The following is a 22,689-nucleotide window of genomic DNA, read 5'->3' as shown; positions in this document are numbered from 1 at the left end:
GGAAGTCAGCTCAGCAGGGAGCGGCCGATGATCTCCTTCATGATCTCGGTCGTGCCCCCGTAGATGGTCTGGATGCGGCCGTCGGTGTAGGCCTTCGCGACGCGGTACTCGTTCATGTATCCGTAGCCGCCGTGGAGTTGCAGGCAGCGGTCGGTGACGCGCTTCTGGAGCTCCGTCGCCCACCACTTGGCCATGGACGCGTGGACGGCGTCCAGCTCGCCCTTGGCGTGGTCCTCGATGCAGCGGTCGAGGAAGGCGCGGGTGACGGCGCACTCGGTGGCGATCTCGGCGATCTCGAAGCGGATGTGCTGGAGCTTGGCGAGGGGACGGCCGAAGGCCTCGCGCTCCTTCACATACGTCTGCGTGATCTCCAGGAGGTGCTCGGCGACGGCGATCGCGGCCACCGCGATGCTCATCCGCTCCTGCGCGAGATGGGTCATCAGATGGACGAACGCGCCGTTCAGCTCGCCGAGCAGGTTCTCCTTGGGGACGCGGACGTCCTGGAAGAACAGCTCGGCCGTGTCCTGCGCCTTCTGGCCGATCTTGTCGAGGTTCCGGCCGCGCTCGAAGCCCTCCATGCCGCGCTCGACGACGAGGAGGCTCAGCCCGTGCGCTCCGCCCTCGGGCGTGGTCTTCGCGACGACGATGACGAGGTCGGCGAGGATCCCGTTGGAGATGAACGTCTTCGCGCCGTTGAGCAGCCAGTGGTCGCCCTTGTCCTCGGCGGTCGTCCGTATGCCCTGGAGGTCGGAGCCCGCGCCGGGCTCGGTCATGGCGATGGCGCTGACGGTCTCGCCGGAGCAGAAGCCGGGCAGCCAGCGCCGCTTCTGCTCGTCGGTGCCGAGGGAGGTGAGATACGGCCCGATGATGTCGTTGTGCAGGCCGACGGCGAGCCCGGAGGCGCCCGCGCGGGCGAACTCCTCGGCGAGCACCGCCGCGTACCGGAAGTCGTCCTCGCCTCCTCCCCCGTACTCCTCGGGGACCGCGAGGCCGAGCAGGCCCTGCCGTCCGGCGGCGAGCCAGGCCTCGCGGGAGACGACGCCGTCCGCCTCCCACTGCTCGTGATGGGGCTCGACTTCCTTGGCGAGGAACGTGCGCACGGTCCGGCGGAACGCCTCGTGGTCCTCGGTGAAGATCTGGCGCTTCATGGGGTGGACTGGTCTCCTTCGGGCGTTCCGGACGGGCTGGTGCCGGGCAGGCCGGTGCCGGGCAGGCTGGTCCCGGGCAGGCCGGGCGCGTTCCAGTCGCGCGCGACCTCCGCCGTGTGCGCCCCGGGGAGCGCCGGCGGGCGGGTGACGGCGGTGGGGGTGGCGGAGAAGCGGGGCGCGGGCGCGGGCTGGGTGAGGCCCTCGTGCTCCACGAAGGTGCCGCGCGCGGTGAGATGCGGATGGGTGTGCGCCTCGGTCAGGGAGAGCACGGGGGCGACGCAGGCGTCGGAGCCCTCGAAGACCTCCGTCCACTCCGCGCGCGTACGGGCCGCGAAGCGCGCGGCGATGGCTTCGCGCAGGGCTCCCCAGGCGGCGAGATCGTCGCGGCGCGGGGCCTCGTCGGGCAGGCCGAGGAGGCGGATGAACTCCTCGTAGAACTTGGGCTCCAGGGCGCCCACGGCCATGAAACCGCCGTCCGAGGTCGCGTACGTCCCGTAGAACGGGCAGCCTCCGTCCAGGAGATTGGTCTCGCGGCCGTCCTGCCAGACACCGGCCGCGAGCAGCCCCTGGATCATGGTCGTGAGGTGGCTGGTGCCGTCGACGATCGCGGCGTCCACGACCTGCCCCTCCCCCGCGGCGCGCGCGTGATGGAGCGCGGCGAGGACACCGATCACCAGATAGAGCGAACCTCCCGCGTAGTCCCCCAGGAGGTTCGCGGGCGCCACGGGGCGGCCGTCGGCCGGGCCGGTCATGCCGAGGGCACCGGTCACGGCGATGTACCCGATGTCGTGACCCGCGCGGTCGGCGAGGGGGCCGTCCTGGCCCCAGCCGGTCATCCGCCCGTACACGAGGCGGGAGTTGCGGGCGAGGCAGGCCTCGGGGCCGACGCCGAGCCGCTCCGCGACCCCGGGGCGGTATCCCTCGATCAGCACGTCGGCCCTGTCCACGAGCGTGAGCGCGGCCTCCACGCCCTCCGGGGACTTGAGGTCGAGGACCACCGAGCGCTTGTTGCGGTTGGTCAGCTCGGTCTCCGGCGCGGCGCTCAGCGCGTGGCCGCCGGGCCGGTCGACCCGCACCACGTCGGCGCCGAGGTCGGCGAGCGTCATCGCGGCGAAGGGGCCCGGCCCTATCCCCGCCAGCTCCACGACCCGCACCCCGGCGAGCGGGCCCGCTCCCGGCGCCGCCGCTGCCCTCGCCCCTGCCCCGCCCTCGGCCATCCGGCCCCCCGCTCTGTGACACAACTGATGTAACACCGGGAATGCTAAGAACGGGTTTCAGTTTCCACAAGCCCCCGAGGACGGGCGGGCTGCGGCGCGGGCAGCGAGTGCGCGACGGGTGCGCGACGAGCGGACAGCGGGTGGACGGCGGGGTCCACGGCGGGGTGGACAGCGGCGTGGGCGATGCGTAAAGTTGAGTAAAAGGAAGCAGTTTCACGCAGTTTCGAGCAGTGCGCCCTGCGGGTGGGCACACGGAGGGGCATGCACCGATGAGCGACGACGCATTCATGGAGCAGGAGCTCCGCAGTCAGCCGGAGACCTGGCGGGAGGCCGCCCGTATCGGCGCCTCGGGTGCCGACGGCGCGCTGCCGGAGGCGGGCGCGCGGGTCGCGGTGATCGGCTGCGGCACCTCGTGGTTCATGGCGCAGTCCTATGCGGCGCTGCGCGAGGGCTCGGGCCAGGGCGTCACGGACGCCTTCGCCGCCTCGGAGGCCTTCCTCGGCGCCCCGAGGGGGTATGACGCGGTGGTCGCGATCACCCGCTCCGGCACCACCACCGAGGTGCTGCGCGTGCTGGAGGCCGTGCGCGGGACGGTCCCGACGGTCACGGTGCTGGGCGACCCGGACACCCCCGCCACCCCGCTCTCGGACCGCACGGTCGCGCTGCCGTTCGCCGACGAACGCTCGGTGGTGCAGACCCGGTTCGCGACGAGCGCGCTGACCCTGTTCCGCGCGCACCTCGGCGAGGACCTCGCGGCGGCGGTGCGGGACGCGGAGGAGGCCCTGGCCGCCCCCGTCGCCCGGGAGTGGGTGGACGCGGAGCAGTTCAGCTTCCTCGGCACGGGCTGGACGGTGGGGGTGGCGAACGAGGCGGCGCTGAAGATGCGCGAGGCCTCCCAGAGCTGGACCGAGTCCTATCCCGCGATGGAGTACCGGCACGGGCCGATATCCATCGCCGCCCCCGGCCGGGTGACCTGGCTGTTCGGCCGGGCGCCGGAGGGCCTGGCGGACGACGTCGCGCGCACGGGGGCCCACTTCGTGCACCACGCCCGCGATCCGCTGGCGGACCTGGTGCTGGTCCAGCGCGTCGCCCTGGAGCGCGCCCGCGCGAAGGGCCTCGACCCCGACAACCCGCGCAGCCTCACCCGCTCGGTGATGCTCTCGGCCAAGTCCTGACCCGGCCCCGAGCCCGTCCTTGTTCCGGTCTCCGTCCACCTAGGGAAGTGCGGACATGCCCCTCGTCTCCACCGCCTCGATCGTCGCCGACGCACGGGCGGCGGGTGTCGGCGCCGCGGCCTTCAACGTCATCCATCTGGAGACCGCCGAGGCCCTCGTCACCGCCGCCGACCGCACGGGCACGCCACTGATCCTCCAGATCAGCGAGAACTGCGTGCGGTACCACGGCAGTCTGCTGCCGATCACCCGCGCCACCCTCGCCCTCGCCGAGGCGGCCCGCACCGGGGTGTCCGTGCACCTGGACCACGTCACGGACGCCGACCTGGTGCGGCAAGGCGTCGCGGCAGGAGTCGGCTCGGTGATGGTCGACGCCTCGACTCTGCCCTACGAGCAGAATGTCGCGACGACCGCGGAGCTGACCTCCTGGTGTCACGACCGGGGTGTCTTCGTGGAGGCCGAGCTGGGCGAGGTCGGCGGCAAGGACGGGGTGCACGCGCCGGGCGCGCGCACCGACCCCGGCGAGGCACAGCGCTTCGTCCGCGCGACCGGGGTGGACGCCCTCGCGGTGGCGGTCGGCTCGTCCCACGCCATGCGCGAGCGCACGGCCGTGCTGGACAAGGACCTGATCCGGAGCCTGCGGGACGCGCTCCCGGTGCCGCTGGTGCTGCACGGCTCCTCGGGTGTCGCGGACGACGAGCTGCGCGAGGCGATAGCCGCGGGCATGACGAAGATCAATATCTCGACCCATCTCGTCTCGGTGTTCACCCGCGAGGTGCGCGGCGCCCTGGAAGGCGACCCGTCGCTGATCGACTCGCGGAAGTACGTGGCGCCCGCGCGGGAGGCCGTCGCCGAGGAGGCGGCCCGGCTGCTCGGAGTGATCGGCAAGTAGGGCCGGCCGCCGGGCCGGTCGCCGACCGGGGCCGGTCGCATCGCCGGGGCCGGAGTACCCGGTCCCGGGTGCCGGCCCCGGCGATGCGCTCCCGAGGGAGGAGAAGGGGCAGAATGCGCCGGACACGCTGAGGGAGGCCCATGAAACGGCACGAGCGCATGAACGCGCTGCTGGAGCTGCTCGGAGAGCGCGGAAGTCTCGACGTCGAGGAGGCGGCGACCGTCCTGGAGGTCTCCGCCGCGACGATGCGGCGCGACATGGACGCGCTCGCCCAGCAGCAGTTGCTGACCCGCACCCGCGGAGGCGCCGTGCTCAGCGCCGTGACCTACGACTTGCCGATCCGCTACAAGCGCGGCCATCACGCCCAGGAGAAGGAGGCCCTGGCCCGGGCCGCGGCCGGGATGGTCGAGCGCGGCAGCGTGGTGGGGCTCAGCGGCGGCACGACGACCACCGAGATCGCCCGCGCCCTCGCCACCCGCCCCGACCTCGCCGAGCCGGGCCCGCAGCCCCACCTCACCATCGTCACCAACGCACTGAACATCGCGAACGAGCTGGCGGTCCGCCCCCAGATCAAGACGGTCCTCACGGGCGGCGTGGCGCACTCGCGCTCGTTCGAGCTGACCGGCCCCTTCAGCGAGCTGATGCTGCGCCAGATCGCCCTGGACATCGCCTTCATCGGGGCGAACGGGATCGAGCCCGCGCGCGGCGCCTCCGTGCACGACGAGGCGGAGGCCCGTATCAACGGCCTGATGGCCGAGCGCGCCGAGCACGCCGTGGTGACGGTGGACTCCTCCAAGGTCGGCAGGCGGTGCTTCGCGCTGATCGGCGGCCCGGGCACGTTCGGGACGCTGCTCACGGACGCGGGGGTCACGGAGGAGGCGGCAGCGGAGTTCGCCGAGCGGGGGATGCGGATCGTTCCGGCGCCGCTTCCCGGAGATGATCCCGCGAGCCCTCCGGATCGATGAGCCTCCCCAGCCGCCGCGGCACATCGAGGCCCACCAGCACGATGACGACGGTGGTCAGGCCGAACGTGAGCAGTGCGAGGGACTGCGCCAGCGTCAGCGCCTCCCCCAGCCGGGCTCCGAGCACGGGGGCGACGGCGCCGCCGAGCGCGCCCGTGTTGTAGACGAAGCCGAGCGAGGAGGCGCGGTTGCGCACCGGGAAGTGGCCCGCGATGTACTTCGGGAGGATGCCCGAGATGCCCTGGCTCAGCGCGAGCAGCCCGAACAGCAGCACCCCGAGCCCGACCAGGCTGTCCTGCACGGCGAAGACGGGGAAGACGAACGCGAGGGAGGCCAGCAGCGTCAGCGCGTAGGCCCGTCGCGTTCCGAGCCGGTCGCCGACGAACCCGGCGAGCCAGCAGCCCGCCATCGTCCCGAAGCCCGCGTAGTACATCACGTCGGTCACCTGGCCGGCGGAGTAGCCGAGTTCGCCCTTGAGGTAGGTGGGCAGCAGGGACTGGATCGGCCAGGAGTAGAGGAACGCGCAGAAGACGGTGACCGTCAGCGCGACGTACAGCAGCCAGCCCCGGCGCCCGCCGAGCTGCGCGGCGAATGCCACCAGGCACCCGGTCGCGGCCAGCGCCAGCGGCAGGGTCAGCCCGTCGGCGAGCGGCGTGAAGACGCAGAAGAGGGCGACCGTCGCGAGCACTGCCAGCGCCGTGTTGAGCGTGGCGCGGCAGCGGTCGGAGAAGAGCGGGCCCATCGGATTGGGGCGGCGCTCCGCCGGTGCGTCCTCGCCGACCTCCGCCTGCCAGTCCGGCGCCTCGGGCAGGGCCCGGCGCACCCACAGCGCCACCAGCACCGGCAGCACGCCGATCCAGAACATCCAGCGCCAGCCCAGCTCGGGGACGACCCGCTTGTAGACCTCGGCGGCGAGGACGGTGCCCGCCGCGTAGCCGGAGATCAGGAAGCCGGAGGCGCGGTTGCGGAAGCGCACGGGCCAGCTCTCCAGCACATAGGCGGCGCTGGCGCTGTACTCCCCGGCCATGCCCATGCCGATGGCGAGGCGGGCGGCGAAGAGCGAGTGGTAGTTCCAGGCGAAGCCGCAGGCGAACGTGCCGAGGGAGTAGAGCAGGATGCTGGCGATCATCGCGGCCTTACGCCCGTATCTGTCGCCCATCGCGCCGAGGAGCGCCCCGCCGAGCCAGCGGGTGATGAACGCGCCGGACACCAGGCTCGCGGCCTCCACGGAACTCAGGCCGAAGTCGTCGGCGATCTCCGTGAGGACGAGCGTGATGAGCACGAAGTCGAAGCCGTCGAGGAGATAGCCGAGCCAGGCCGCGAACATCGACTTCCACTGGCGGCCGGAGATCTCGCGGTACCACCGCTGTCCGCCCCCGGCTTCCCGCGTCCCCGGCCCGCCCATCTCCCGCCCGCCTCTCTCCGACCCGCTCCGGTGTCCGCCTCCGCCGCGCCCGTTCCCTTGTCCGTCTCCGTGTCCGTCCCCGCCGTGCTGGTTCTCGCGCCCGTCTCCGGCACGCCCGTTCCCGCGCCCGTCTCCGGCGCGTCCGTTCCCGCCGCGGCCGTTCTCGCGCCCGTTCCCGCCGTGTCCGTTCCCCTGCCCGCCTCTCCCCGTTCCGTCGCCCGCGTCGGTCACAGCAGGCCCGCCTCCTCCAGCAGGTGCCGCACGGCCTTGACCGCCTCGCTGTCCAGCGGGACCTGCGGCGGCGCGGTGGCCGCACAGCCGATCACGCCGAGGAGGTGCAGCGCCGCCTTGAACGCGCCGATCGCCGAGGAGTTCCGCCCCATCAGCGCCTCGGGGCCCACATCGGTCAGCGCGAAGAGGGCCGCGAGCCGGTCCTGTTCGGCCGCGGCCTCGGTCCAGCGCCCCTCGCGCGCGAGCGCGTACAGCCGGACGTAGCCCTCCGGGTCGACGTTGCCCAGGCCCGGGACCACCCCGTGGACACCGGCCAGCAGGGCACCGTCGACCGCGAGTTCGGATCCGGTGAGCACCGCGAACCGCTCCAGCAGGCCGCGCCCGCGCAGCGCCACGAGCAGTCGGCGCAGCGCTCCGTCGTCGCCGCTGCTGTCCTTCAGCCCGGCCAGCGTGCCGTCCTCCGCCAGCTCCAGCACCACGGACGCGGGCAGCTTGGTGTGCACGGCGACGGGGATGTCGTACGCGAAGAGCGGCAGCGGGACGGCCGCGCGGATCCGGCGGAAGTGCTCCGCGATCTCGACGGGGTGCGTCCGCGTGTAGAACGGCGCGGTCGCGACGAGCGCCGACGCGCCCGCCTCCGCCGCCCGTTCGGCGTGCGCGATCACGCGTGCGGGCGTCATGTCGATCACGCCCGCCAGGACGGGCACGCGGCCGTCGGCGGCCTCGACGGCGGCCCGGAGGACGGTCGCGCGCCGCGCGTCGTCCAGGAACGCGGCCTCTCCGCTGGAGCCGAGCACGAACAGCCCGGAGGCGCCCGCGTCCGTCACCCGCCCGGCCAGGGCCCTCAGCCCCGCCGCGTCCACCTCTCCGTCGGCCGTCAGCGGCGTGCACAGCGGCGGCACGACGCCGGTCAACGGCGCGGGGAACGGGGCGGAGGACGAGTGCTGCGCTGCGGACGACGAGGTGGCGGCGTGCTGCATGAGGCTCCAACTTCCCTGATGACACGGACAAATTGGACGTAGGATGTCCGTTTTCCGAGCCTCAATGTCCTCCGCCCGTGACCATGTGTCAATACGCCCGCCCGTTCGACGTCAGCTCCCCGACACGAGGACGACCGCGAGTCCCGCGATCACCACGCTGGAGACGAGCGAGGTGACAGCCCTGCCCCGTACGCCCGTGAGCGCCCGGCCCACGGCCACGCCGCCCACCGCGAGGAGCAACTGCCAGCTCAGCGACGCCAGCGCGATGGCCGCGACGAAGGCGAGCCGGCTCGCAGTCCCCGTTCCGCCGAGGTCCTGACGGCCCAGGGTGAGCGCGGAGAAGTAGATGACCGCCCAGGGGTTGAGTAGGGTGAGTCCGAGAAAGCCCAGGTAGGCACGGGCGGGCGTCCGCAGGGCCACCCCGCGCCCGCCCTCGCCCTCGCCCTCGCCCTCGTACTTGCCAGTGCTCCGGCCTCCTCCGCCCCTTCGGCGGCGCAGTGCCGCGAGTGCCGTCCTGCCGCTCCTCGCCGCCATCACCATCAGCACCGCGCCCGCCGCCCAGCGCAGCGGCACCGCGACCGGCTCCACCGCGCCCGCGACCGCCGCGCCGCCGAGCACGGCGGCAGCCGCGTACCCGCCGTCGGCCGTCGCCGTCCCCAACGCCCCCGCGGCGCCCACCCGGAACGAGGTCCGCGCCGCCACGCTCACCAGCAGGACCGCGAGCGCCCCCACGGGGATCGAGACCGCGTAGCCCGCGACGAGTCCGGTCAGCACCGCATCCGTGATCGATTCCGTCATACGGCCAGCCTCGGCGGCGCCAACCGTTCGAGTCCATCGAAAGTTTCCGCATCGGACCCTGTGGAAGTCCCGCACGGTTGTCGCAGGATGGAGTGATGATCGACCCCCGGCTCCAGACCCTGCGGGTGCTGCGCGAGTGCGGCACCGTCACCGCGACAGCCGCCGCGCTGCACCTCACTCCGTCCACCGTCTCCCAGCAACTGCGCCAGCTCGCCGCGCAGATGGACCTCACGCTGCTCGAACCCGAGGGGCGCAAGGTCAGACTCACGCCCGCCGCGCACGCGCTGCTGCGCCACGCGGACGCCCTCCACGCCCGCTGGGAGGAGGCCGCGGCCGACCTCGCGGCCCACCGCGAGGGCACCGCGGGCCGCCTGCGCGTCACCGGGATCGCGACGGCGCTCTCGGCCCTCGTCGTCCCCGCCACGGCCCGCCTGCGGGACGAGGCGCCCGGCCTCGACGTGACAGTCGCCGAGGACCCCACCGAGGACCGTTACGGCCTGCTGCTCACCGGAGAGGCCGACATCGCCGTCGTCCTCCCCACGCCCGCGGCGCCGCCGCCGGACGACCCCCGGTTCACCCCGCACCCCCTGCTCAGCGACCCGCAGGACCTGCTCGTCCCGGTCGGCCATCCGCTCGCCGACCGCGTGCGGGAGGGCGTACGGCTCGACGAGGCGGCGGACGAGACCTGGATACGCGCCGGAGACCCGCAGGACCAGCACCAGTTGCTGCTCACGGCGTGCGCCGCCGCCGGGTTCACCCCGCGCCTGGCGCACGCCGCCGTCGACTGGGCGGCCGTCGTCGCGCTCGTCGCGCACGGCTTCGGGGTGTGCCTGATGCCCCGGCTCGCGCCCCTACCGGCCGGGGCCCCGGCCCCGGTCGTCCGCGTCCCCCTGCGCGGCCCGTCGCGGCCCGTACGGCGCATCGTCGCGTACGTACGGCGCGGCAGCGAACGGCAGCCCCCTGTCGCGCGCGGCCTCGCGGCACTGAGGGACGCGGCGGAAGCGTACGCGCATGAGGCGTACGCCCCGGGGACGTATCCGGATGGGACGCATCCGGCAGGGAAACATGCAGCCGGGCCTCATGGAGCCGCGTCAGGGCGGCCCGCGCCGGACGCCTGAAGCCGCCCTGCCGTCGGGGCCCCTGCCGTCAGGGCGCCTGCCGTCAGGGGTCGGCCCCGGCTCGGCACCCGCTCAGCGGCCGCCCGGCTCCAGCCGTGCGATCCGGCCCTTCTCCCCCGAGGCCCAGCACCCGAAGTCGGGCGCGCAGTCCACGGTGTCGTACGAGCCCTGGTCGAACGTGCGCCAGCTCCGCCCGCCGTCCAGCGTCAGGTCGGATCCGGTCGGGCCCACCGCGAGGGCCGTACGCCGGGCGTGCGGCAGCCAGGTGACGCCGGAGCGGTACTCGGGCACGGGACGGGCGCTCCGCTTCCAGTGCGCGCCCCCGTCGCCCGTGACGGCCGAGGCGTCCGGCGACTGCTCGCCGGGTTCGTAGTCGCCGCCGACGGCCAGCCCGTGCCGCGCGTCGCGGAACGCCAGGCCGAATACGCCCCGCGCGGGCTCGGCCCCCGGGAGCGGCGTGTCGGTGACCGTCCAGTGCCGCCCGCGGTCCGCCGAGTGGAAGACCCTCGCCCTCTCCCCGCCGCCGGTGGCCATCCACACGTCCCGGCTCCCGGCGCTGGTCAGACACTGGCCGCTCGCCGCGAAGTTCGTCTCGCCCTTGAGCGCGGGCGGCATGCCGCCGGACGGCAGGACCCGCCAGTTCCGGCCCCCGTCGCGCGTCGCGAGCACGCGGAACTTTCCGTCCACGGGGTCGCCGACGGTCAGACCGTTGCGGTCGTCGAAGAAGGTCATGCAGTTGTAGAACGCGGCGGGATCGTCGTTACGGAAGGTCTCCTTCCAGTGCGCGCCGCCGTCCTCCGTACGGAACACGCGCGAGGCGTCGCCCTCGCCGATGGCCAGGGCCACGGCGCGCCGGGGGCCGAACGTCTCGATGTCGCGCAGCTCCAGCCCCTCGGCGCCGGGCGGGGAGACGTCCTTCCAGCTCGCGCCGCCGTCGCGGGTGCGCAGCACCGTGCCGCCGCTGCCCGCGACCCACGCCGTCGAACGGCTCACCGCCGACAGGCCCCGGAAGCGGGACTCGCCGCCGTCGTGCTTGAGCGACCAGCCGATGTCCGTACGTGCGTCCGTACGCCCGTTCGCACTCGGAGCCGCGTCCGCACGCGCCGCGCCCGTCGCGGTACCGGCCTGCGCGGGAGCCGCGCTCACCGCCGTGACCAGCACCGTCACCGCCGCCGCGCCGCCAAGCCCGAGGGCCCGCACGCGCCTCTTCCGTCCCGTACCGCTCATGGTCCCCACGCCCCTCATGGCGGTGGAACCTAGCCCACGCTGGGACCCACGTCACCCGGACCCGGGCCTTCCGGTGCGAAAATGTGCCGCATGGATCAGTTTTCAGCGGCAGGCGAGGACGGAGCCGCGGAAGCGGCCACAGCCTCCGGCGCGTCCGGAGCGAGCAGCGCCGACGCCGGAGCGACGGGCGACAACGGAACGAGCGCGCAGACGGGCGCCGGAGGCGGAGCCGACCCCGGAACCGGCCCCGGCCCCGGCCCCGGCCGGGGAGTCGAACGCGGGGCGGAGACCGGAAACCGAACCGGAGGCGGGGAATCCGAGGGCGCCCCGCAGGCATGGGCGGCGCTCGGCGGCGACCCCGCGCTGCTGGCCCGCGTCGCACGCACCCGCCGCCCCGGACTGCTGCCCTCGGCGCTGCCCGTCCAGGAACTGGCCGCAGCCACGGTGACCGCCTGCGCGCTCGCCGCCGCCGAGTTCTCCTGCGTACGCGAACGCAGCGCGGTCCTGCCCTCCGTCCAGGTCGACGACGGCGCCGTGGCCGCCGCGTTCCACAGCGAACGGCACCTGCGGATCGACGGCCGCGACCCGGTCAACTTCGCACCGCTCTCCCGCTACTGGCGCACTTCCGACGGCTGGGTACGCACCCACGCCAACTACCCCCACCACCGGGCCCGCCTGCTCGGCGCGCTGGGCCTCGGCACGGAGGACGGCAGCGGCAGCGGCAGCACCGGAACCACAGGCGGCACCGGCGCCACCGCCGACGACGAGGCGTTCGCCGCCAAGGTCGCCGCTGAATTCGCGGGCCGCGAGGCCGTCGAGGTCGAGGACGCCGTGTTCGCGGCGGGCGGGCTCGCGGTCGCCGTACGCACGCCCCACGCCTGGCTCGCGCACCCCCAGCGCGCCGCCGTCGTCAACGCCCCGCTCGTCGCCACCAGCAGGCTCGACAACGCCCCGCCCCTCCCCCTCGACGGCCGCCCGGGCCCCGGGGGACTCCAAGGGCTCCGCGTCCTCGACCTCACCCGCGTCCTGGCGGGCCCCGTCGCCACCCGTACGCTCGGCCTGCTCGGCGCCGACGTGCTCCGCATCGACCCGCCCCAGTACCCCGAACTGACCGACACCTACGCCGACACGGGCCTCGGCAAGCGCTCCACCGCGCTCGACCTGGCGAGCCGCTCCGGCCAGGCCACCTTCGAGGAGCTGCTCGCCTCGGCCCATGTCGTCGTCACCGGGTACCGGCCCGGCGCGCTCGACCGGTTCGGGCTCGCCCCCGAGTCGCTCGCCGACCGGCGCCCCGGCCTGGTCGTCGGGCAACTGTGCGCCTGGGGCGGCTCGGGCCCCTGGCAGCGCCGCCGCGGCTTCGACAGCCTCGTCCAGGCGGCGACCGGCATCGCCCACATCGAGGGCGAGGCACGCGCCGCCGGGGGCGAGGACGCGCCCGGCGCGATGCCCGCGCAGGCCCTCGACCACGGCAGCGGCTATCTGCTCGCCGGTGCACTGCTGCGTTGCCTCACCGAGCAGCGCACCGGAACGGGCGGTTCCCGCGTCGTCCGGCTCGCCCTGGCCCGTACCGCGGAGTGGCTGCTGCGCGAACTGCCGAGGGAGCAGGACACCGGCCCCGCCCACCCGTTCGACCCCACGCCGTGGACGGCGGAGGCCGACAGCCCGCTCGGGCGCCTCCGCCACGTGCGCTCCCCCGTCGCCTTCGGCCGGCACACCCCGTCCACCTGGACCCGGATGCCCGGCCCGCCCGGCACGGACCCCAGCGCCTGGAGCTGACCCCGGAGCCCCCGGGACCCGCGCCCGGGGACCCTGGCCCCCGGGGCCTGGGGCCTGGGGCCCGGCCTTCTGACCAGGCGTCACATCCCGCCGGGGAAACCCAGCATCCACTCACCGAGCAGGACCAGCACGAACCCCAGTCCGAGCACGGCCGTCGCCACCCGGGTGCGCCCACGGCGGCTCAGCACGATGGCTGTGCCGGACAGGGTCAGCGCGATCCCGTAGAACCCCACGGTCAGCACTGAGGGGGCGCTGCCGAGCCGGATCACCAGGGCGACGGCGACGACGAGCATGACGGTCGCGGAGAGGACGATCCGGATGCGCCGCGCCTGCCGCGGCGTGAGGCCGGGCCTGTCCTCGTGGACCTGCTGTGCGGGGGATGAGTTGGCTTCCGGCATGCAGGTGAGCGTATACGGCGCCCCTGACACCGGGGAGGCTGAGCCCCCGTTAGCCCTCCGAGCCGCCCTCGGGGTCCGAGCCGCCCTCGGAGGAGGACTTGGCGCCGCCCGCCCACTCGCGCAGCGCCTCACGGCTGTCGAAATTGCCGAGATTCGTGTCGATGGGCTTGCTCGTGTACTGGTGGAAACGCCACGGGTGCTTGACTCCCGGCTTTCCCGGCTTCCCGTTGTAGTGCGCGATCCAGAGACCGTCACCGGCGAAGGAGGTCGTGTCCCTGTTGAGCCAGAAATTCACGTTGCAGTAGAGCAGCACCTTGTGGTCGGGCCGCTTGTCCTGGACGTACTTGATCCAGTCGTCCTTCTGCGCGTTGCTGACCCCGGTGTCCTCCCAGTCGAGCACCAGCATGTCCCCGGCGACCAGGTTGATCTTCGACAGGAAATAGTCGGCCTGCGTCTTCATGCTGCCGGGCCTGACGAAGTGGTAGAAGCCGGTGACGAGCTCCGCGTCACGCGCCGTCTTCCGCTGGGCCACCCATTTGGGATTCGTGTACGACTTTCCTTCCGTGATCTTGATGAATACGAAGTCCATGCCTTTCGTGCTGTACTTCTCCGGCTGGTACGAGGCAACATCGATCCCTTTGATCAAGAGTGACCACCATCCTGCTTCCTGTGCGGTTCTACGGGTGATACCCATCAGCCGTTCGCGTGTACCACTTCGGTCAACCCCTTTACACGGCGTGCAAGTTGTAGCCACAGGAGCACGTCGAATTCCCCACCGAAACACCCGCGTCCCGTACGGCGGCGGGAAACGCGCTCTTTCCCGAATGCGCGCAATGGCTACCTCATCCTCACGTGATCCGGTGTCCGGCCCCTCCCGCGGCGCCGCGCGGATCGGCATAATCCGCTGCGAACGTGCGTGGCACCACCCCTGCTTGTCCGTCGAGAGAGCAAGAGAGGTCGCACCGTCATGAAGTTCAGTTACGCGATGCTCCCCGACTACCCGCTCCAGGAGTCGCTGGCCTCGATCAGGCTCGCCGACGAACTGGGCTTCTACGCCTGTTACGCCGCCGACGAGACCTGGCACAAGGACATGTGGCTGCTGTTCGCCGCCGCGGCGGGGCAGACCGAGCGGATCCGCTTCGGGCCGAGCGTCGCGCCCGTGACACTGCGCGAGCCGTCGCTGATCGCGCAGGCCGTCGCGACGCTGGACGAGCTGTCGGACGGCCGGGCCGAAGCCGTGCTCTCCAGCGGGAACTTCGGGCTGCTGGCGCAGTACGGGATCGACTGGGCGCGCACCAAGCCGCTGTCGCGGACGAAGGAGGCACTGGCCGTCGTCCGCACGCTGCTGGACGAGGGCGCGATCACGCGGCAGGGCGAGTTCTACTCGTACGAGGGGCTGTTCACCTTCGCGCGGCCCGTGCAGGACAGGGTGCCGCTGAAGCTGGGGGCGATGCGCGGGCCCCGTTCGTTCGAGGCGGCGGGCGAGCTGTCGGACGGGTGCCATCACGCGCTGAGCTACACGCGCGAGGCCTACGACTACGCGGTCCGGCACATCAGGGCGGGCGCCGAGAAGGCGGGCAAGGACTGGACGTCGCTGGACATCGGGGCCTGGGTGGTGTTCGCGACGGGCCCGGACTCGGCGGCGGCGAAGGACGCGGCCCGCAGCATGGTGGGCATCTACGCCTCGTCCATGCCGGAGGAGCAGCTTGTCCGCAACGGCGTGGACCCGGGCGAGCTGAAGCCCATCGTCGAGGCGATCGGCGCGGGCGACCTGGCACGGGGCATCGAGCTGACGTCGCCCGAGCTGGCGGACCGGCTGTCGATCGCGGGGACGCCGGAGGAGTGCGCGGAGAAGATCCGTACGCAGATAGCGCCGTCGGGCGTGAACCACATCATCTGCGCGCTGACGGACCGCACGTTGGTCAAGGCGTTCACGGGCCGGGACCTGGAGGGCGTGGCGGACGTGAACGCCCAACTGCGGCTGATCCACGACAAGATCATGCCCGCGCTGGACTGAGTCCGGCACCTCGCTCGCTGCTCCGCGCCCGGCGGGCCCGGCGGACCCAGCGGACCCAGCGGGCCGCGAGATTCGTTCTCGCGGCCCGCTTGCCGTGATCTCGCGCCCTTCGGGTGTACGGCCGCTGTGGCCGGTGCGAGAGCGAGCGAGGGAGGAGGCGCCCATGTCGTGCACCCAGCCGTTGACGGGCGAGGACCCGCTGCGGGTCGCTGTGATCGTCGGCAGCACGCGCCAGGGCCGCGAGGGCGACGGGATCGCGGACTGGTTCGCGGAGCTGGCGCGCGGCCGGCGGGACCTCTGCGTGGATCTCGTGGATCTCGCGGACTTCCACTTCCCCGAGCGCTATCCCGAGGCCCCGACGCCGGAGGTCATGAAGTTCACGGACCGGGTGGACGCCGCGGAGGCGTTCGTGATCGTCACCCCGGAGTACAACCACAGCTTTCCGGCCTCGCTCAAGCAGGCGATCGACTTCGCCTATGACGAGTGGCAGGCCAAGCCCGTCGGCTTCGTGTCGTACGGATCGCGCTCCATAGGCACCCACGCGGTCACGCACCTGCGTGCGGTCTTCACCGAGCTGCACACGGTCACGGTGCGCGACTGCGTGGGTCTCGACCTGCTCGGCCCCCGCGACCCCGAGGACAGCGCGCGGTCGGCGGAGGCGATGCTCCGTCAGCTCGCGTGGTGGGGGCTGGCCTTGCGCGAGGGACGGGCCTCGCGGCCGTACTGCACGTGATGACGAAGGCATGAGAGGACTGCGCCGATGAGCAAGAGCAAGAGCAAGGGCGGAGGGACGCCCTCGGACGCCCCGGCGATCGAGACGTCGGGGCTGGTGAAAGTGTTCGGGGAGAACAGGGCGGTGGACGGCATCGACCTCACGGTCTCCCCCGGCACGGTGTACGGGGTGCTGGGGCCCAACGGAGCGGGGAAGACCACCGCGGTCAAGATGCTGGCCACGCTGCTGCGTCCGGACGGCGGAGAGGCCCGGGTCTTCGGGCACGACGTGCTGCGCGAGGCGGACACGGTCCGCTCCCTGGTCAGCCTCACCGGGCAGTACGCGTCGGTGGACGAGGACCTGACCGGCGTGGAGAACCTGGTGCTGCTCGCTCGGCTGCTGGGCCACGGCAAGGCCAGGGGCCGGGAGCGGGCCCGGCAGCTCCTGGACGCGTTCGGGCTGGCGGAGGCGGCGGACCGTCAGGTGAAGAACTATTCGGGCGGCATGCGCCGCCGTATCGACATCGCGGCGAGCATTCTCAATACCCCGGATCTCCTCTTCCTGGACGAGCCGACGACGGGCCTGGACCCGCGCAGCCGCAATCAGGTGTGGGACATCGTGCGCGCGGTGGTCGCGCAGGGCACGACGGTGCTGCTGACGACGCAGTATCTGGAGGAGGCCGACCAGTTGGCGGGCCGGATCGCGGTGATCGACCACGGCAGGGTGATCGCGGAGGGCACTCCGGGAGAGCTCAAGTCGTCGGTCGGCGCGGGCTCGGTGCATGTGCGGCTGCGCGACCCCGGTCAGCGCGCGGAGGCCGGTGAGGTGCTGGCGCGCGAGCTGGGGGCGCGTGTCCAGTGGGAGGCCGACCCGGTCGCGCTGACCGCGCGGGTCACCGGAGACGACGAGGGGCCCGGAGCGGCCACGCGCGCGTCCCGCGCCCTGGGCGAGCTGGCGGCACACGGGATCACCGTCGACGACTTCTCGCTGGGCCAGCCCAGCCTCGACGAGGTCTTCCTGGCCCTGACCGACACCCGCCGTCCGCACCGTGACGGCACATCCGCGGAGTTCAAGGGAGCGGCGGCATGAGCACCTCGACGACCACCAACACGGCGAACGGTGACCTGCGTGAGGGGGAGCTGCCGCCGGTCGAGGCCGAGCAGCTCGCCGCGGTGCTCCTCGCCACGGACCGGCCGGCGCGGCCGAGTGCGCTGTCGGTGTCCGCGACGTTCGGTTGGCGGGCCATGCTGAAGATCAAGCATGTGCCGGAGCAGCTCTTCGATGTGACGGCCTTTCCGATCATGATGACGTTGATGTTCACGTATCTCTTCGGGGGCGCGCTCGCGGGATCGACGTCGGAGTATCTGCAGTTCCTGCTGCCGGGGATCATGGTGATGAGCGTCATCATGACCACGATGTACACGGGCGTCGCGGTGAACACGGATATCGAGAAGGGCGTCTTCGACCGGTTCCGCACGCTCCCGATATGGCGGCCCGCGCCGATGGTGGGCTATCTGCTGGGGGACGCCGCGCGGTACACGATGGCGTCGGTCGTCATTCTCGTCGTCGGCCTGATCATGGGCTTCCGCCCGGAGGGCGGGGCGCTCGGGGTGCTGGCGGGGATAGTGCTGCTGGTGGCCTTCTCGTTCGCGTTCTCCTGGATCTGGACGATGTTCGGGCTGCTGCTGCGCTCGGAGAAGTCGGTGATGGGCGTCAGCATGATGGTGCTGTTCCCGATGACTTTCCTGAGCAACATCTTGGTGGAGCCGGAGACGATGCCGGGCTGGCTCCAGGCGTTCGTGGACGTCAATCCGGTCGCGCATCTGGTCGCCGCGGTGCGGGACCTGATGGCGGGGACCTGGAACGGGTCGGAGATCACCTGGACCCTCGTCTCGGGCGGCGTCCTCATCGCCGTCTTCGGGACGCTGACGATGCGGATCTACAACCGCAAGTGAGGTGCCCGCACCACCGCGAGCGAGCCGAGCCTCGCGCACGTGGCCGCACCGCCGCGAGTTGGCCCCGCGCAGGGGGGCGCCGCCTTCGGGCCGCGCCGCCCGTGCGCGGGGCCGCGTCTTGCCCTCGGCGCCCCCGGGGTTCCGGCACCCTCAGGGGTCAGGCACCCTCAGGGGTCAGGCACCCTCAGGGGCCCGGCACCCCAGGATTCCGGTGCCCCGGTTCCCCGTCTGCGTACGGGCGGGGCGCCGCGGGCGCGACTCGTCGGACCGGACCCGGTCGGTCACAGCCGCCAGGTGACGGGGCGTTCCGGGGCGTAGCGGCAAGCCGTGCCGGTCGAGACGGCGGCGCGTAGGTGGGCGGCCAGTTCGGGGTGGCGGGTGTCGAGCTTGCGGAGGGTGTCGCGGATGCGGGCGGTGACCGTCTTACGGGCCCGTTCCGCGCCGTCGCCCAGGCGGCGGGGGCGGCCGGCCAGGCCGGTGGCCGCGCGGAGTTCGGCGAGGAGGGCGTCGCGCTCGCGGTCGTACTCCGCGGCGCGTGCGTCGTCGCCGCGGGCCATCGCGCGGTCGATCTCCTCGTCGAGCGTGGCGAGGTGACGGGCGTACCGCTTCTTGGCCTCGTCGTCGAGGACGGCGTCGCCGCCCATGCTGTGGGCGGCGGCGACCTCTTCGCCGCCCTCCGGGCTGAGCAGCCGCGTCGCGGAGATGTCGGCGTGGGGGCTGCTCAGCAGCAGGTGCAGGTCCCGCAGCCCCTTGGCGTCCGGCATGTGGATGACGCGACCCGCGAAGTCGAGCTGCCAGACGGGGCCCTCGCGCAGGAACGCGCCGTGGGAGGCGGGGACGGTCGGCGTCTCCGTGGGCGGTGGCGGTACCGGTTGCGGTGGTTCGGTGGCCGTTGGTGGGGCCGTGCGGCTTGCGGGGGCCGGTTCGGCCGTCGGTCCGGCCGTCGCGGGGGCGGGCTTCGGGGGTGTGGCCGCCTCGTGGCGGGCGGCTGCGCGGGTCCGGGTGTCCCGCACGCGGCGGACGACGTGGCGCATGCCGAGCTGAGAGGCCTCGCGTTCCGTCCGGTCGAGAAGGTGTCCGGCCTGGCGGGCGTCGCCGGGGGCGTCGCGGGCGAGGAGGGCGCCGCCGAGATAGGAGCGGGCCTCCAGGGACCAGGCGTGGAGGCCGAGTTGGTCGGCGGTGCGGAGGGCGGCGGTGAGGCCGTTCACGGCAGCGTCCCAGTCGCCGCGCGCGGAGTCGAGGAGCGCGGACCAGAGGACGACGGGGCCGCCGATGTCGCATCCGTAGGCGGCGACGGCCCATTCGCCGAGGTAGGGGGCGAGGTCCGCACCGGCTCGTTCGACGAGGGCGGGGTCTCCGGAGAGGGCCGCCGTCTGGGCCAGGAGGCGGAGCCACATGGCCTTGATACCGCGGGGGAATTCCTCGGGGGCGGCCAGCATGTCCCTGACGTAGGCGAGAGCGGCCCGGAGACGCGGGTCCTCCACGCACCCGTCGGTGTCCCCGTGCGCGCCCGCGTGGGCGTCCCCGTGCGCGCCCGCGACAGGGGCGCCCCCGTCCCTGTGCCGATCCCGGTCTCCGGCCCCATCCCCGGCCCCGTCCCCGTATGCCGCGTCGCCTCCCGCGCAGACGCTCTGGACGGCGGTGAGGGCCTCCAGGAGCCGTGGGTGGGGGTGGCCGTTCTCTCCTATGGTCCCGTGGAGCTGGGCGAGTTCGTCGAAGCGGCCCTGGAGGAGGAGCAGGGACCAGCGGAGGTGGTGGCCGAGATAGGTGGACTCGACGTGGCAGAGCACGTCGTCGGTGAACGCCTGCTCGAACCGCTCCTCGGCCTCGGCGAAGCGGGCCCGGTGCGCGGCGAGGATGCTGCGGTCGGCGGCGGCCATCATCCGGCCGCGCGGCACGGTGCTCCGCTCGGTGGCCCGGAGCATCGCGTGGAACTGGTCGAGATAGCGGGGATCGCCCTGCTCCAGCAGCGCGACCCAGCGCAGGCCGCTCGCGAGGGCCTCCATGGCGGCGTCTCCCGAGCGGCGGGCGGCGCTCATCATCTCGCTGGTGAGCGCGGTCCGTTCGGCCGCGGTGCCCGGGCCCCAGATCACGTCGTGCCGCACCCAGAGGCCGAAGCTGAGCGCCTCGTCGTCCCCGTTCTCCCGGACGAGGGAGGCGAGGCGGTCGGACAGCTCCTCGACGAGCTGGTCGAGGAAACCCGTACGGCCCGGGCGCGGGTCGCCCCTCGTCCCGTCCCCCGGGAGCAGTCTGGCGTGGGCCTCGCGCAGCAAGTCCTCGATCCAGGCACCGCGGGTCCAGATGTCCCCGGTGCGGTACGCGGTGAGGGCGGCCCTGCCCAGCAGCTCGGCGTCGTCCAGCTCGCGGGCGAGGGCGGTGGCGCGGTCGAGGACCTCCCACGCCTCGTCGCGCTCGCCGCCCCGGTGCAGCTCGGCGCCGAGCGTGAGCCCGATGACGACGCGGGTGCGGCGGTCCTCCTCGGGGACGCGCTCCAGGGCGCGGCGGCGGTGGCCGACGGCCTCCTCGGCGGCGAGCCTGTCGTGCGCGTCGGTGGCCGCGTCGGTCAGCAGCTTCACCACGTGGCGGGCTTCGAGCGCGTCGCCCGCGAGATAGCCGTGCCGGGCCAGGTCGGCGGGGAGGAGGTACGGGTCGCGCGCGGGGGCGCCGTCGGCGGCCCGGACGGCGGTGTGCACGGCGGCGGCGTGGAGGGCGCGGGCCTCGGCGGGGTCCAGCGCGTCGTACAGCGTCTCCCTCACCAGGTCGTGCGCGAACGCGAAGGTGCCGCCGCCCTCGACGGTCACCAGGCGCGCGGCCACGGCCTGGTCCAGCAGCCGGTCGGCCCTCGGCACGGGCTGCGCGGCGACGGCGGCGAGGCGGCGGCGGTGGAAGCGGCGGCCGAGGACGGCGGCGGCCGTCAGCAGCCCGGAGACGGCCTCGGGCAGCAGGGAGAGGCGGCGCTGGAGGGCGTCGCGCACGCCGGGCGCGACGGCGTCGGCCGAACCGCCGCTGTGCCAGAGGCGGGCGGTCTGCTCGACGAAGAACGGATTCCCGCCCGTGCGGGCCTGGACCTCGGCAACGAGGTCCGCCTCGGGCTCGACGCCCGTCGTGCGCTCCATCAGCAGCCCGGTCTCCTCGCGGCTGAGGCCGGTGAGGGTGAGCGTGGTCGCCTTCGCGAGCAGCGGCAGCATGAGGGGGCGCAGCGGGTGATCGGCGGCCTCCACCTCCACGTCCCGGTACGTGCCGATGAGCAACAGCCGCTCGAACCAGGTGTGCTGGACGGCGAACTCCAGGAGCCGCAACGAGTCGCCGTCCGCCCAGTGCAGATCGTCGAGCACGACGACGAGGGGCCTGCTCTGCGCGACGGCGACGAGCGCGGCGGTCACCGCGTCCTGGAAGCGGAACGCGTCCTCTCCCCCGGCCGGCACGGCCCCCGCGCTCCCCGCACCCGCCGCACCACCCAGATCCCCCGCGCCGACCGGGTCCCCCGCACCCCCCAGGCCCCCCAGGTCCCTCGCACCCCCCGGACTCCCCCGGCTCCCCACGTTCCCCCGGCTTCCCCCGCTCTCCACACTCCCCGGGCCCCCGCTGCCCGTACGCCGTCCCGTACCCCCGGGCGGCGGCCCGGCCCGGGCCGCGCCCTCGTCCCCCGCCGGGACCCCGGGCACGCCAGACGGGCCGGTCACGCCAGGCACCGCTCCCGGCACCCCGGACGTCCCCGGCGCCCCCGCAGCCCCGGACGTCCCCGGCATCGCGCGCGGCGTCCCGCTCTCCGCCGTGCGGGACGCCGCGCCCGTCTCCCCCATCAGCACGGGCAGGCAGCCCTCTCCGGCCGCCTCGGCCGCGGCGCGCACCGCGCTCCACTCCTCCGCCGTGGCGGCGCGCCGCAGGCCGCGCATGACCTGCGTCCACGGCCAGTACCCCGGCGCGCTGTGCGAGTCCCAGCAGGAGCCGCCGAGCACGAGCGCGCCGAGCTGCCGTGCCTCGTCGGCGGCCTGGGCGACCAGCGAGGTCTTCCCTATCCCGGCCTCCCCGGTGACCAGCACGAGCCCTCCGTGGCTCCGCACCGTGCGGAGGGCCTCGGCCCGCAGCTCACCCGCGGGATGCTGCCGCCCGATCAGCTCTCGTCCCATACCAAGCGAGAGTAAAGGAGCCCACTGACAGCGCCCGGCGCGCCAGGATTCGCGGTCCTGGAGGCGAAGCAGGAGGATCGGGTACGCACGTCACACACAACGACCAGAGCGGAGAGGTTCTCCATGGCGACCACACGCACCGCCCACACCGTCTGGAACGGCAATCTGACGGAGGGCTCCGGCGTCGTCACCTTCGACTCGTCCGGCATCGGCGACTACCCGGTCTCGTGGCCCGCGCGCTCCGAGCAGCCGGGCGGGAAGACCAGCCCCGAGGAGCTCATCGCGGCGGCGCATTCGAGCTGCTTCTCGATGGCGCTCTCCAACGGCCTGAACAGCGCGGGGACGCCGCCCACCAAGCTCACCACGCAGGCCGACGTCACGTTCCAGCCGGGCACGGGCATCACCGGCATCCACCTGACCGTGCAGGGCGAGGTGCCGGGCCTGGACGAGGCCGGCTTCGCCTCGGCGGCCGAGGAGGCGGCGAAGAACTGCCCGGTGAGCCAGGCGCTCAAGGGCACCACCATCACGCACGAGGCCAAGCTGGCCTGAGC

The 22,689-nt window shown here is 73.4% G+C and carries 19 protein-coding genes; 10 read left to right on the top strand and 9 right to left on the bottom strand.

Going from position 1 to position 22,689, the window contains the following annotated elements:
• Positions 1-5: 5 nt before the first annotated feature.
• Both ABD343_RS29615 and ABD343_RS29610 read right to left on the bottom strand, forming a co-directional pair.
• Positions 6-1,148, bottom strand: a complete 1,143-nt coding sequence (locus ABD343_RS29615) for an acyl-CoA dehydrogenase family protein (protein WP_344532488.1) — start codon at positions 1,146-1,148, stop codon at positions 6-8.
• Positions 1,145-2,365: a CaiB/BaiF CoA transferase family protein gene (locus tag ABD343_RS29610; protein WP_344532487.1), complete on the bottom strand. Its 1,221-nt coding sequence runs from the start codon at positions 2,363-2,365 to the stop codon at positions 1,145-1,147. The genes ABD343_RS29615 and ABD343_RS29610 overlap by 4 nt, the downstream gene beginning before the upstream one ends.
• Positions 2,366-2,634: 269 nt before the next feature.
• Between ABD343_RS29610 and ABD343_RS29605 the strand changes: the two genes are divergently transcribed.
• From ABD343_RS29605 to ABD343_RS29595, 3 genes are all read left to right on the top strand, one after another.
• On the top strand, positions 2,635-3,540 hold the full coding sequence (locus tag ABD343_RS29605) for an SIS domain-containing protein (RefSeq protein WP_344532486.1): 906 nt from the start codon (positions 2,635-2,637) through the stop codon (positions 3,538-3,540).
• A gap of 55 nt (positions 3,541-3,595) precedes the next feature.
• The gene (locus ABD343_RS29600) at positions 3,596-4,429 is read left to right on the top strand and encodes a class II fructose-bisphosphate aldolase (protein ID WP_344532485.1); all 834 of its coding nucleotides are present in this window, start codon (positions 3,596-3,598) and stop codon (positions 4,427-4,429) included.
• Between the two features lie 140 nt (positions 4,430-4,569).
• Positions 4,570-5,394 carry a DeoR/GlpR family DNA-binding transcription regulator gene (locus tag ABD343_RS29595; RefSeq protein ID WP_344532484.1) on the top strand — a complete coding sequence of 275 codons (825 nt, stop codon included), beginning with the start codon at positions 4,570-4,572 and terminating at the stop codon, positions 5,392-5,394.
• On the opposite strand, the gene ABD343_RS29590 is transcribed toward ABD343_RS29595, so the two are convergent.
• From ABD343_RS29590 to ABD343_RS29580, 3 genes are all read right to left on the bottom strand, one after another.
• Entirely contained in the window at positions 5,297-6,796 is a 1,500-nt protein-coding gene (locus ABD343_RS29590; RefSeq protein WP_344532483.1) for a sialate:H+ symport family MFS transporter, read from the bottom strand. The two genes, ABD343_RS29595 and ABD343_RS29590, sit on opposite strands and share 98 nt — an antisense overlap.
• Positions 6,797-7,023: 227 nt before the next feature.
• Positions 7,024-8,007, bottom strand: coding sequence for a dihydrodipicolinate synthase family protein (locus ABD343_RS29585; protein ID WP_344532482.1), 984 nt, complete (start codon positions 8,005-8,007; stop codon positions 7,024-7,026).
• Between the two features lie 111 nt (positions 8,008-8,118).
• Positions 8,119-8,805, bottom strand: a complete 687-nt coding sequence (locus ABD343_RS29580; protein WP_344532480.1) for a LysE family transporter — start codon at positions 8,803-8,805, stop codon at positions 8,119-8,121.
• A gap of 95 nt (positions 8,806-8,900) precedes the next feature.
• Here ABD343_RS29580 and ABD343_RS29575 point away from each other — a divergent pair, with 95 nt between their 5' ends.
• A complete protein-coding gene (locus ABD343_RS29575; protein ID WP_344532479.1) occupies positions 8,901-9,923 on the top strand; it encodes a LysR family transcriptional regulator in 1,023 nt (340 codons plus the stop codon).
• A 72-nt stretch (positions 9,924-9,995) separates the two neighbouring features.
• Here ABD343_RS29575 and ABD343_RS29570 read toward each other — a convergent pair whose 3' ends face one another.
• The gene (locus ABD343_RS29570; RefSeq protein WP_344532477.1) at positions 9,996-11,150 is read right to left on the bottom strand and encodes a beta propeller repeat protein; all 1,155 of its coding nucleotides are present in this window, start codon (positions 11,148-11,150) and stop codon (positions 9,996-9,998) included.
• An 81-nt stretch (positions 11,151-11,231) separates the two neighbouring features.
• Between ABD343_RS29570 and ABD343_RS29565 the strand changes: the two genes are divergently transcribed.
• A complete protein-coding gene (locus ABD343_RS29565) occupies positions 11,232-12,926 on the top strand; it encodes a CoA transferase (protein ID WP_344532476.1) in 1,695 nt (564 codons plus the stop codon).
• 80 nt (positions 12,927-13,006) lie between these two features.
• Here ABD343_RS29565 and ABD343_RS29560 read toward each other — a convergent pair whose 3' ends face one another.
• The gene (locus tag ABD343_RS29560; protein WP_344532474.1) at positions 13,007-13,324 is read right to left on the bottom strand and encodes a hypothetical protein; all 318 of its coding nucleotides are present in this window, start codon (positions 13,322-13,324) and stop codon (positions 13,007-13,009) included.
• A gap of 49 nt (positions 13,325-13,373) precedes the next feature.
• Positions 13,374-13,970, bottom strand: coding sequence for a glycoside hydrolase family 25 protein (locus ABD343_RS29555; protein ID WP_344532473.1), 597 nt, complete (start codon positions 13,968-13,970; stop codon positions 13,374-13,376).
• 321 nt (positions 13,971-14,291) lie between these two features.
• Between ABD343_RS29555 and ABD343_RS29550 the strand changes: the two genes are divergently transcribed.
• The 4 genes from ABD343_RS29550 to ABD343_RS29535 all read left to right on the top strand — a co-directional run bounded on the left by ABD343_RS29550 (position 14,292) and on the right by ABD343_RS29535 (position 18,008).
• On the top strand, positions 14,292-15,341 hold the full coding sequence (locus ABD343_RS29550) for an LLM class flavin-dependent oxidoreductase (protein WP_344532472.1): 1,050 nt from the start codon (positions 14,292-14,294) through the stop codon (positions 15,339-15,341).
• Positions 15,342-15,504: 163 nt separating this feature from the next.
• A complete protein-coding gene (locus tag ABD343_RS29545) occupies positions 15,505-16,074 on the top strand; it encodes an NADPH-dependent FMN reductase (protein ID WP_344532471.1) in 570 nt (189 codons plus the stop codon).
• A 27-nt stretch (positions 16,075-16,101) separates the two neighbouring features.
• Entirely contained in the window at positions 16,102-17,142 is a 1,041-nt protein-coding gene (locus ABD343_RS29540) for an ATP-binding cassette domain-containing protein (RefSeq protein WP_344532469.1), read from the top strand.
• Positions 17,139-18,008, top strand: a complete 870-nt coding sequence (locus ABD343_RS29535) for an ABC transporter permease (protein WP_344532468.1) — start codon at positions 17,139-17,141, stop codon at positions 18,006-18,008. The genes ABD343_RS29540 and ABD343_RS29535 overlap by 4 nt, the downstream gene beginning before the upstream one ends.
• 281 nt (positions 18,009-18,289) lie before the next feature.
• Here the strand turns inward: ABD343_RS29535 and ABD343_RS29530 are convergent, their stop codons facing one another.
• A complete protein-coding gene (locus ABD343_RS29530; RefSeq protein WP_344532467.1) occupies positions 18,290-22,138 on the bottom strand; it encodes an AAA family ATPase in 3,849 nt (1,282 codons plus the stop codon).
• Between the two features lie 123 nt (positions 22,139-22,261).
• Between ABD343_RS29530 and ABD343_RS29525 the strand changes: the two genes are divergently transcribed.
• Complete coding sequence (locus tag ABD343_RS29525; RefSeq protein WP_344532466.1) at positions 22,262-22,687, top strand: OsmC family protein; 426 nt, start codon at positions 22,262-22,264, stop codon at positions 22,685-22,687.
• Positions 22,688-22,689: the final 2 nt, after the last annotated feature.

Source organism: Streptomyces albiaxialis, from assembly GCF_039530985.1.
Taxonomy (GTDB): Bacteria; Actinomycetota; Actinomycetes; order Streptomycetales; family Streptomycetaceae; genus Streptomyces; species Streptomyces albiaxialis.
Note: the sequence above shows the minus strand (reverse complement) of the source record. Positions and strands in the feature narration are given on the sequence as shown.

Bases quoted from the DNA above. Each gene is read 5' to 3' on its own strand.
- ABD343_RS29525 (WP_344532466.1), top strand. From the start codon at position 22,262: ATGGCGACCACACGCACCGCCCACACCGTCTGGAACGGCAATCTGACG.
- ABD343_RS29615 (WP_344532488.1), bottom strand. From the start codon at position 1,148: ATGAAGCGCCAGATCTTCACCGAGGACCACGAGGCGTTCCGCCGGACC.
- ABD343_RS29595 (WP_344532484.1), top strand. From the start codon at position 4,570: ATGAAACGGCACGAGCGCATGAACGCGCTGCTGGAGCTGCTCGGAGAG.
- ABD343_RS29550 (WP_344532472.1), top strand. From the start codon at position 14,292: ATGAAGTTCAGTTACGCGATGCTCCCCGACTACCCGCTCCAGGAGTCG.
- ABD343_RS29565 (WP_344532476.1), top strand. From the start codon at position 11,232: ATGTGCCGCATGGATCAGTTTTCAGCGGCAGGCGAGGACGGAGCCGCG.
- ABD343_RS29590 (WP_344532483.1), bottom strand. From the start codon at position 6,796: ATGGGCGGGCCGGGGACGCGGGAAGCCGGGGGCGGACAGCGGTGGTAC.
- ABD343_RS29540 (WP_344532469.1), top strand. From the start codon at position 16,102: ATGAGCAAGAGCAAGAGCAAGGGCGGAGGGACGCCCTCGGACGCCCCG.
- ABD343_RS29580 (WP_344532480.1), bottom strand. From the start codon at position 8,805: ATGACGGAATCGATCACGGATGCGGTGCTGACCGGACTCGTCGCGGGC.
- ABD343_RS29535 (WP_344532468.1), top strand. From the start codon at position 17,139: ATGAGCACCTCGACGACCACCAACACGGCGAACGGTGACCTGCGTGAG.
- ABD343_RS29570 (WP_344532477.1), bottom strand. From the start codon at position 11,150: ATGAGCGGTACGGGACGGAAGAGGCGCGTGCGGGCCCTCGGGCTTGGC.
- ABD343_RS29575 (WP_344532479.1), top strand. From the start codon at position 8,901: ATGATCGACCCCCGGCTCCAGACCCTGCGGGTGCTGCGCGAGTGCGGC.
- ABD343_RS29600 (WP_344532485.1), top strand. From the start codon at position 3,596: ATGCCCCTCGTCTCCACCGCCTCGATCGTCGCCGACGCACGGGCGGCG.
- ABD343_RS29560 (WP_344532474.1), bottom strand. From the start codon at position 13,324: ATGCCGGAAGCCAACTCATCCCCCGCACAGCAGGTCCACGAGGACAGG.
- ABD343_RS29610 (WP_344532487.1), bottom strand. From the start codon at position 2,365: ATGGCCGAGGGCGGGGCAGGGGCGAGGGCAGCGGCGGCGCCGGGAGCG.
- ABD343_RS29585 (WP_344532482.1), bottom strand. From the start codon at position 8,007: ATGCAGCACGCCGCCACCTCGTCGTCCGCAGCGCAGCACTCGTCCTCC.
- ABD343_RS29545 (WP_344532471.1), top strand. From the start codon at position 15,505: ATGTCGTGCACCCAGCCGTTGACGGGCGAGGACCCGCTGCGGGTCGCT.
- ABD343_RS29605 (WP_344532486.1), top strand. From the start codon at position 2,635: ATGAGCGACGACGCATTCATGGAGCAGGAGCTCCGCAGTCAGCCGGAG.
- ABD343_RS29530 (WP_344532467.1), bottom strand. From the start codon at position 22,138: ATGGGACGAGAGCTGATCGGGCGGCAGCATCCCGCGGGTGAGCTGCGG.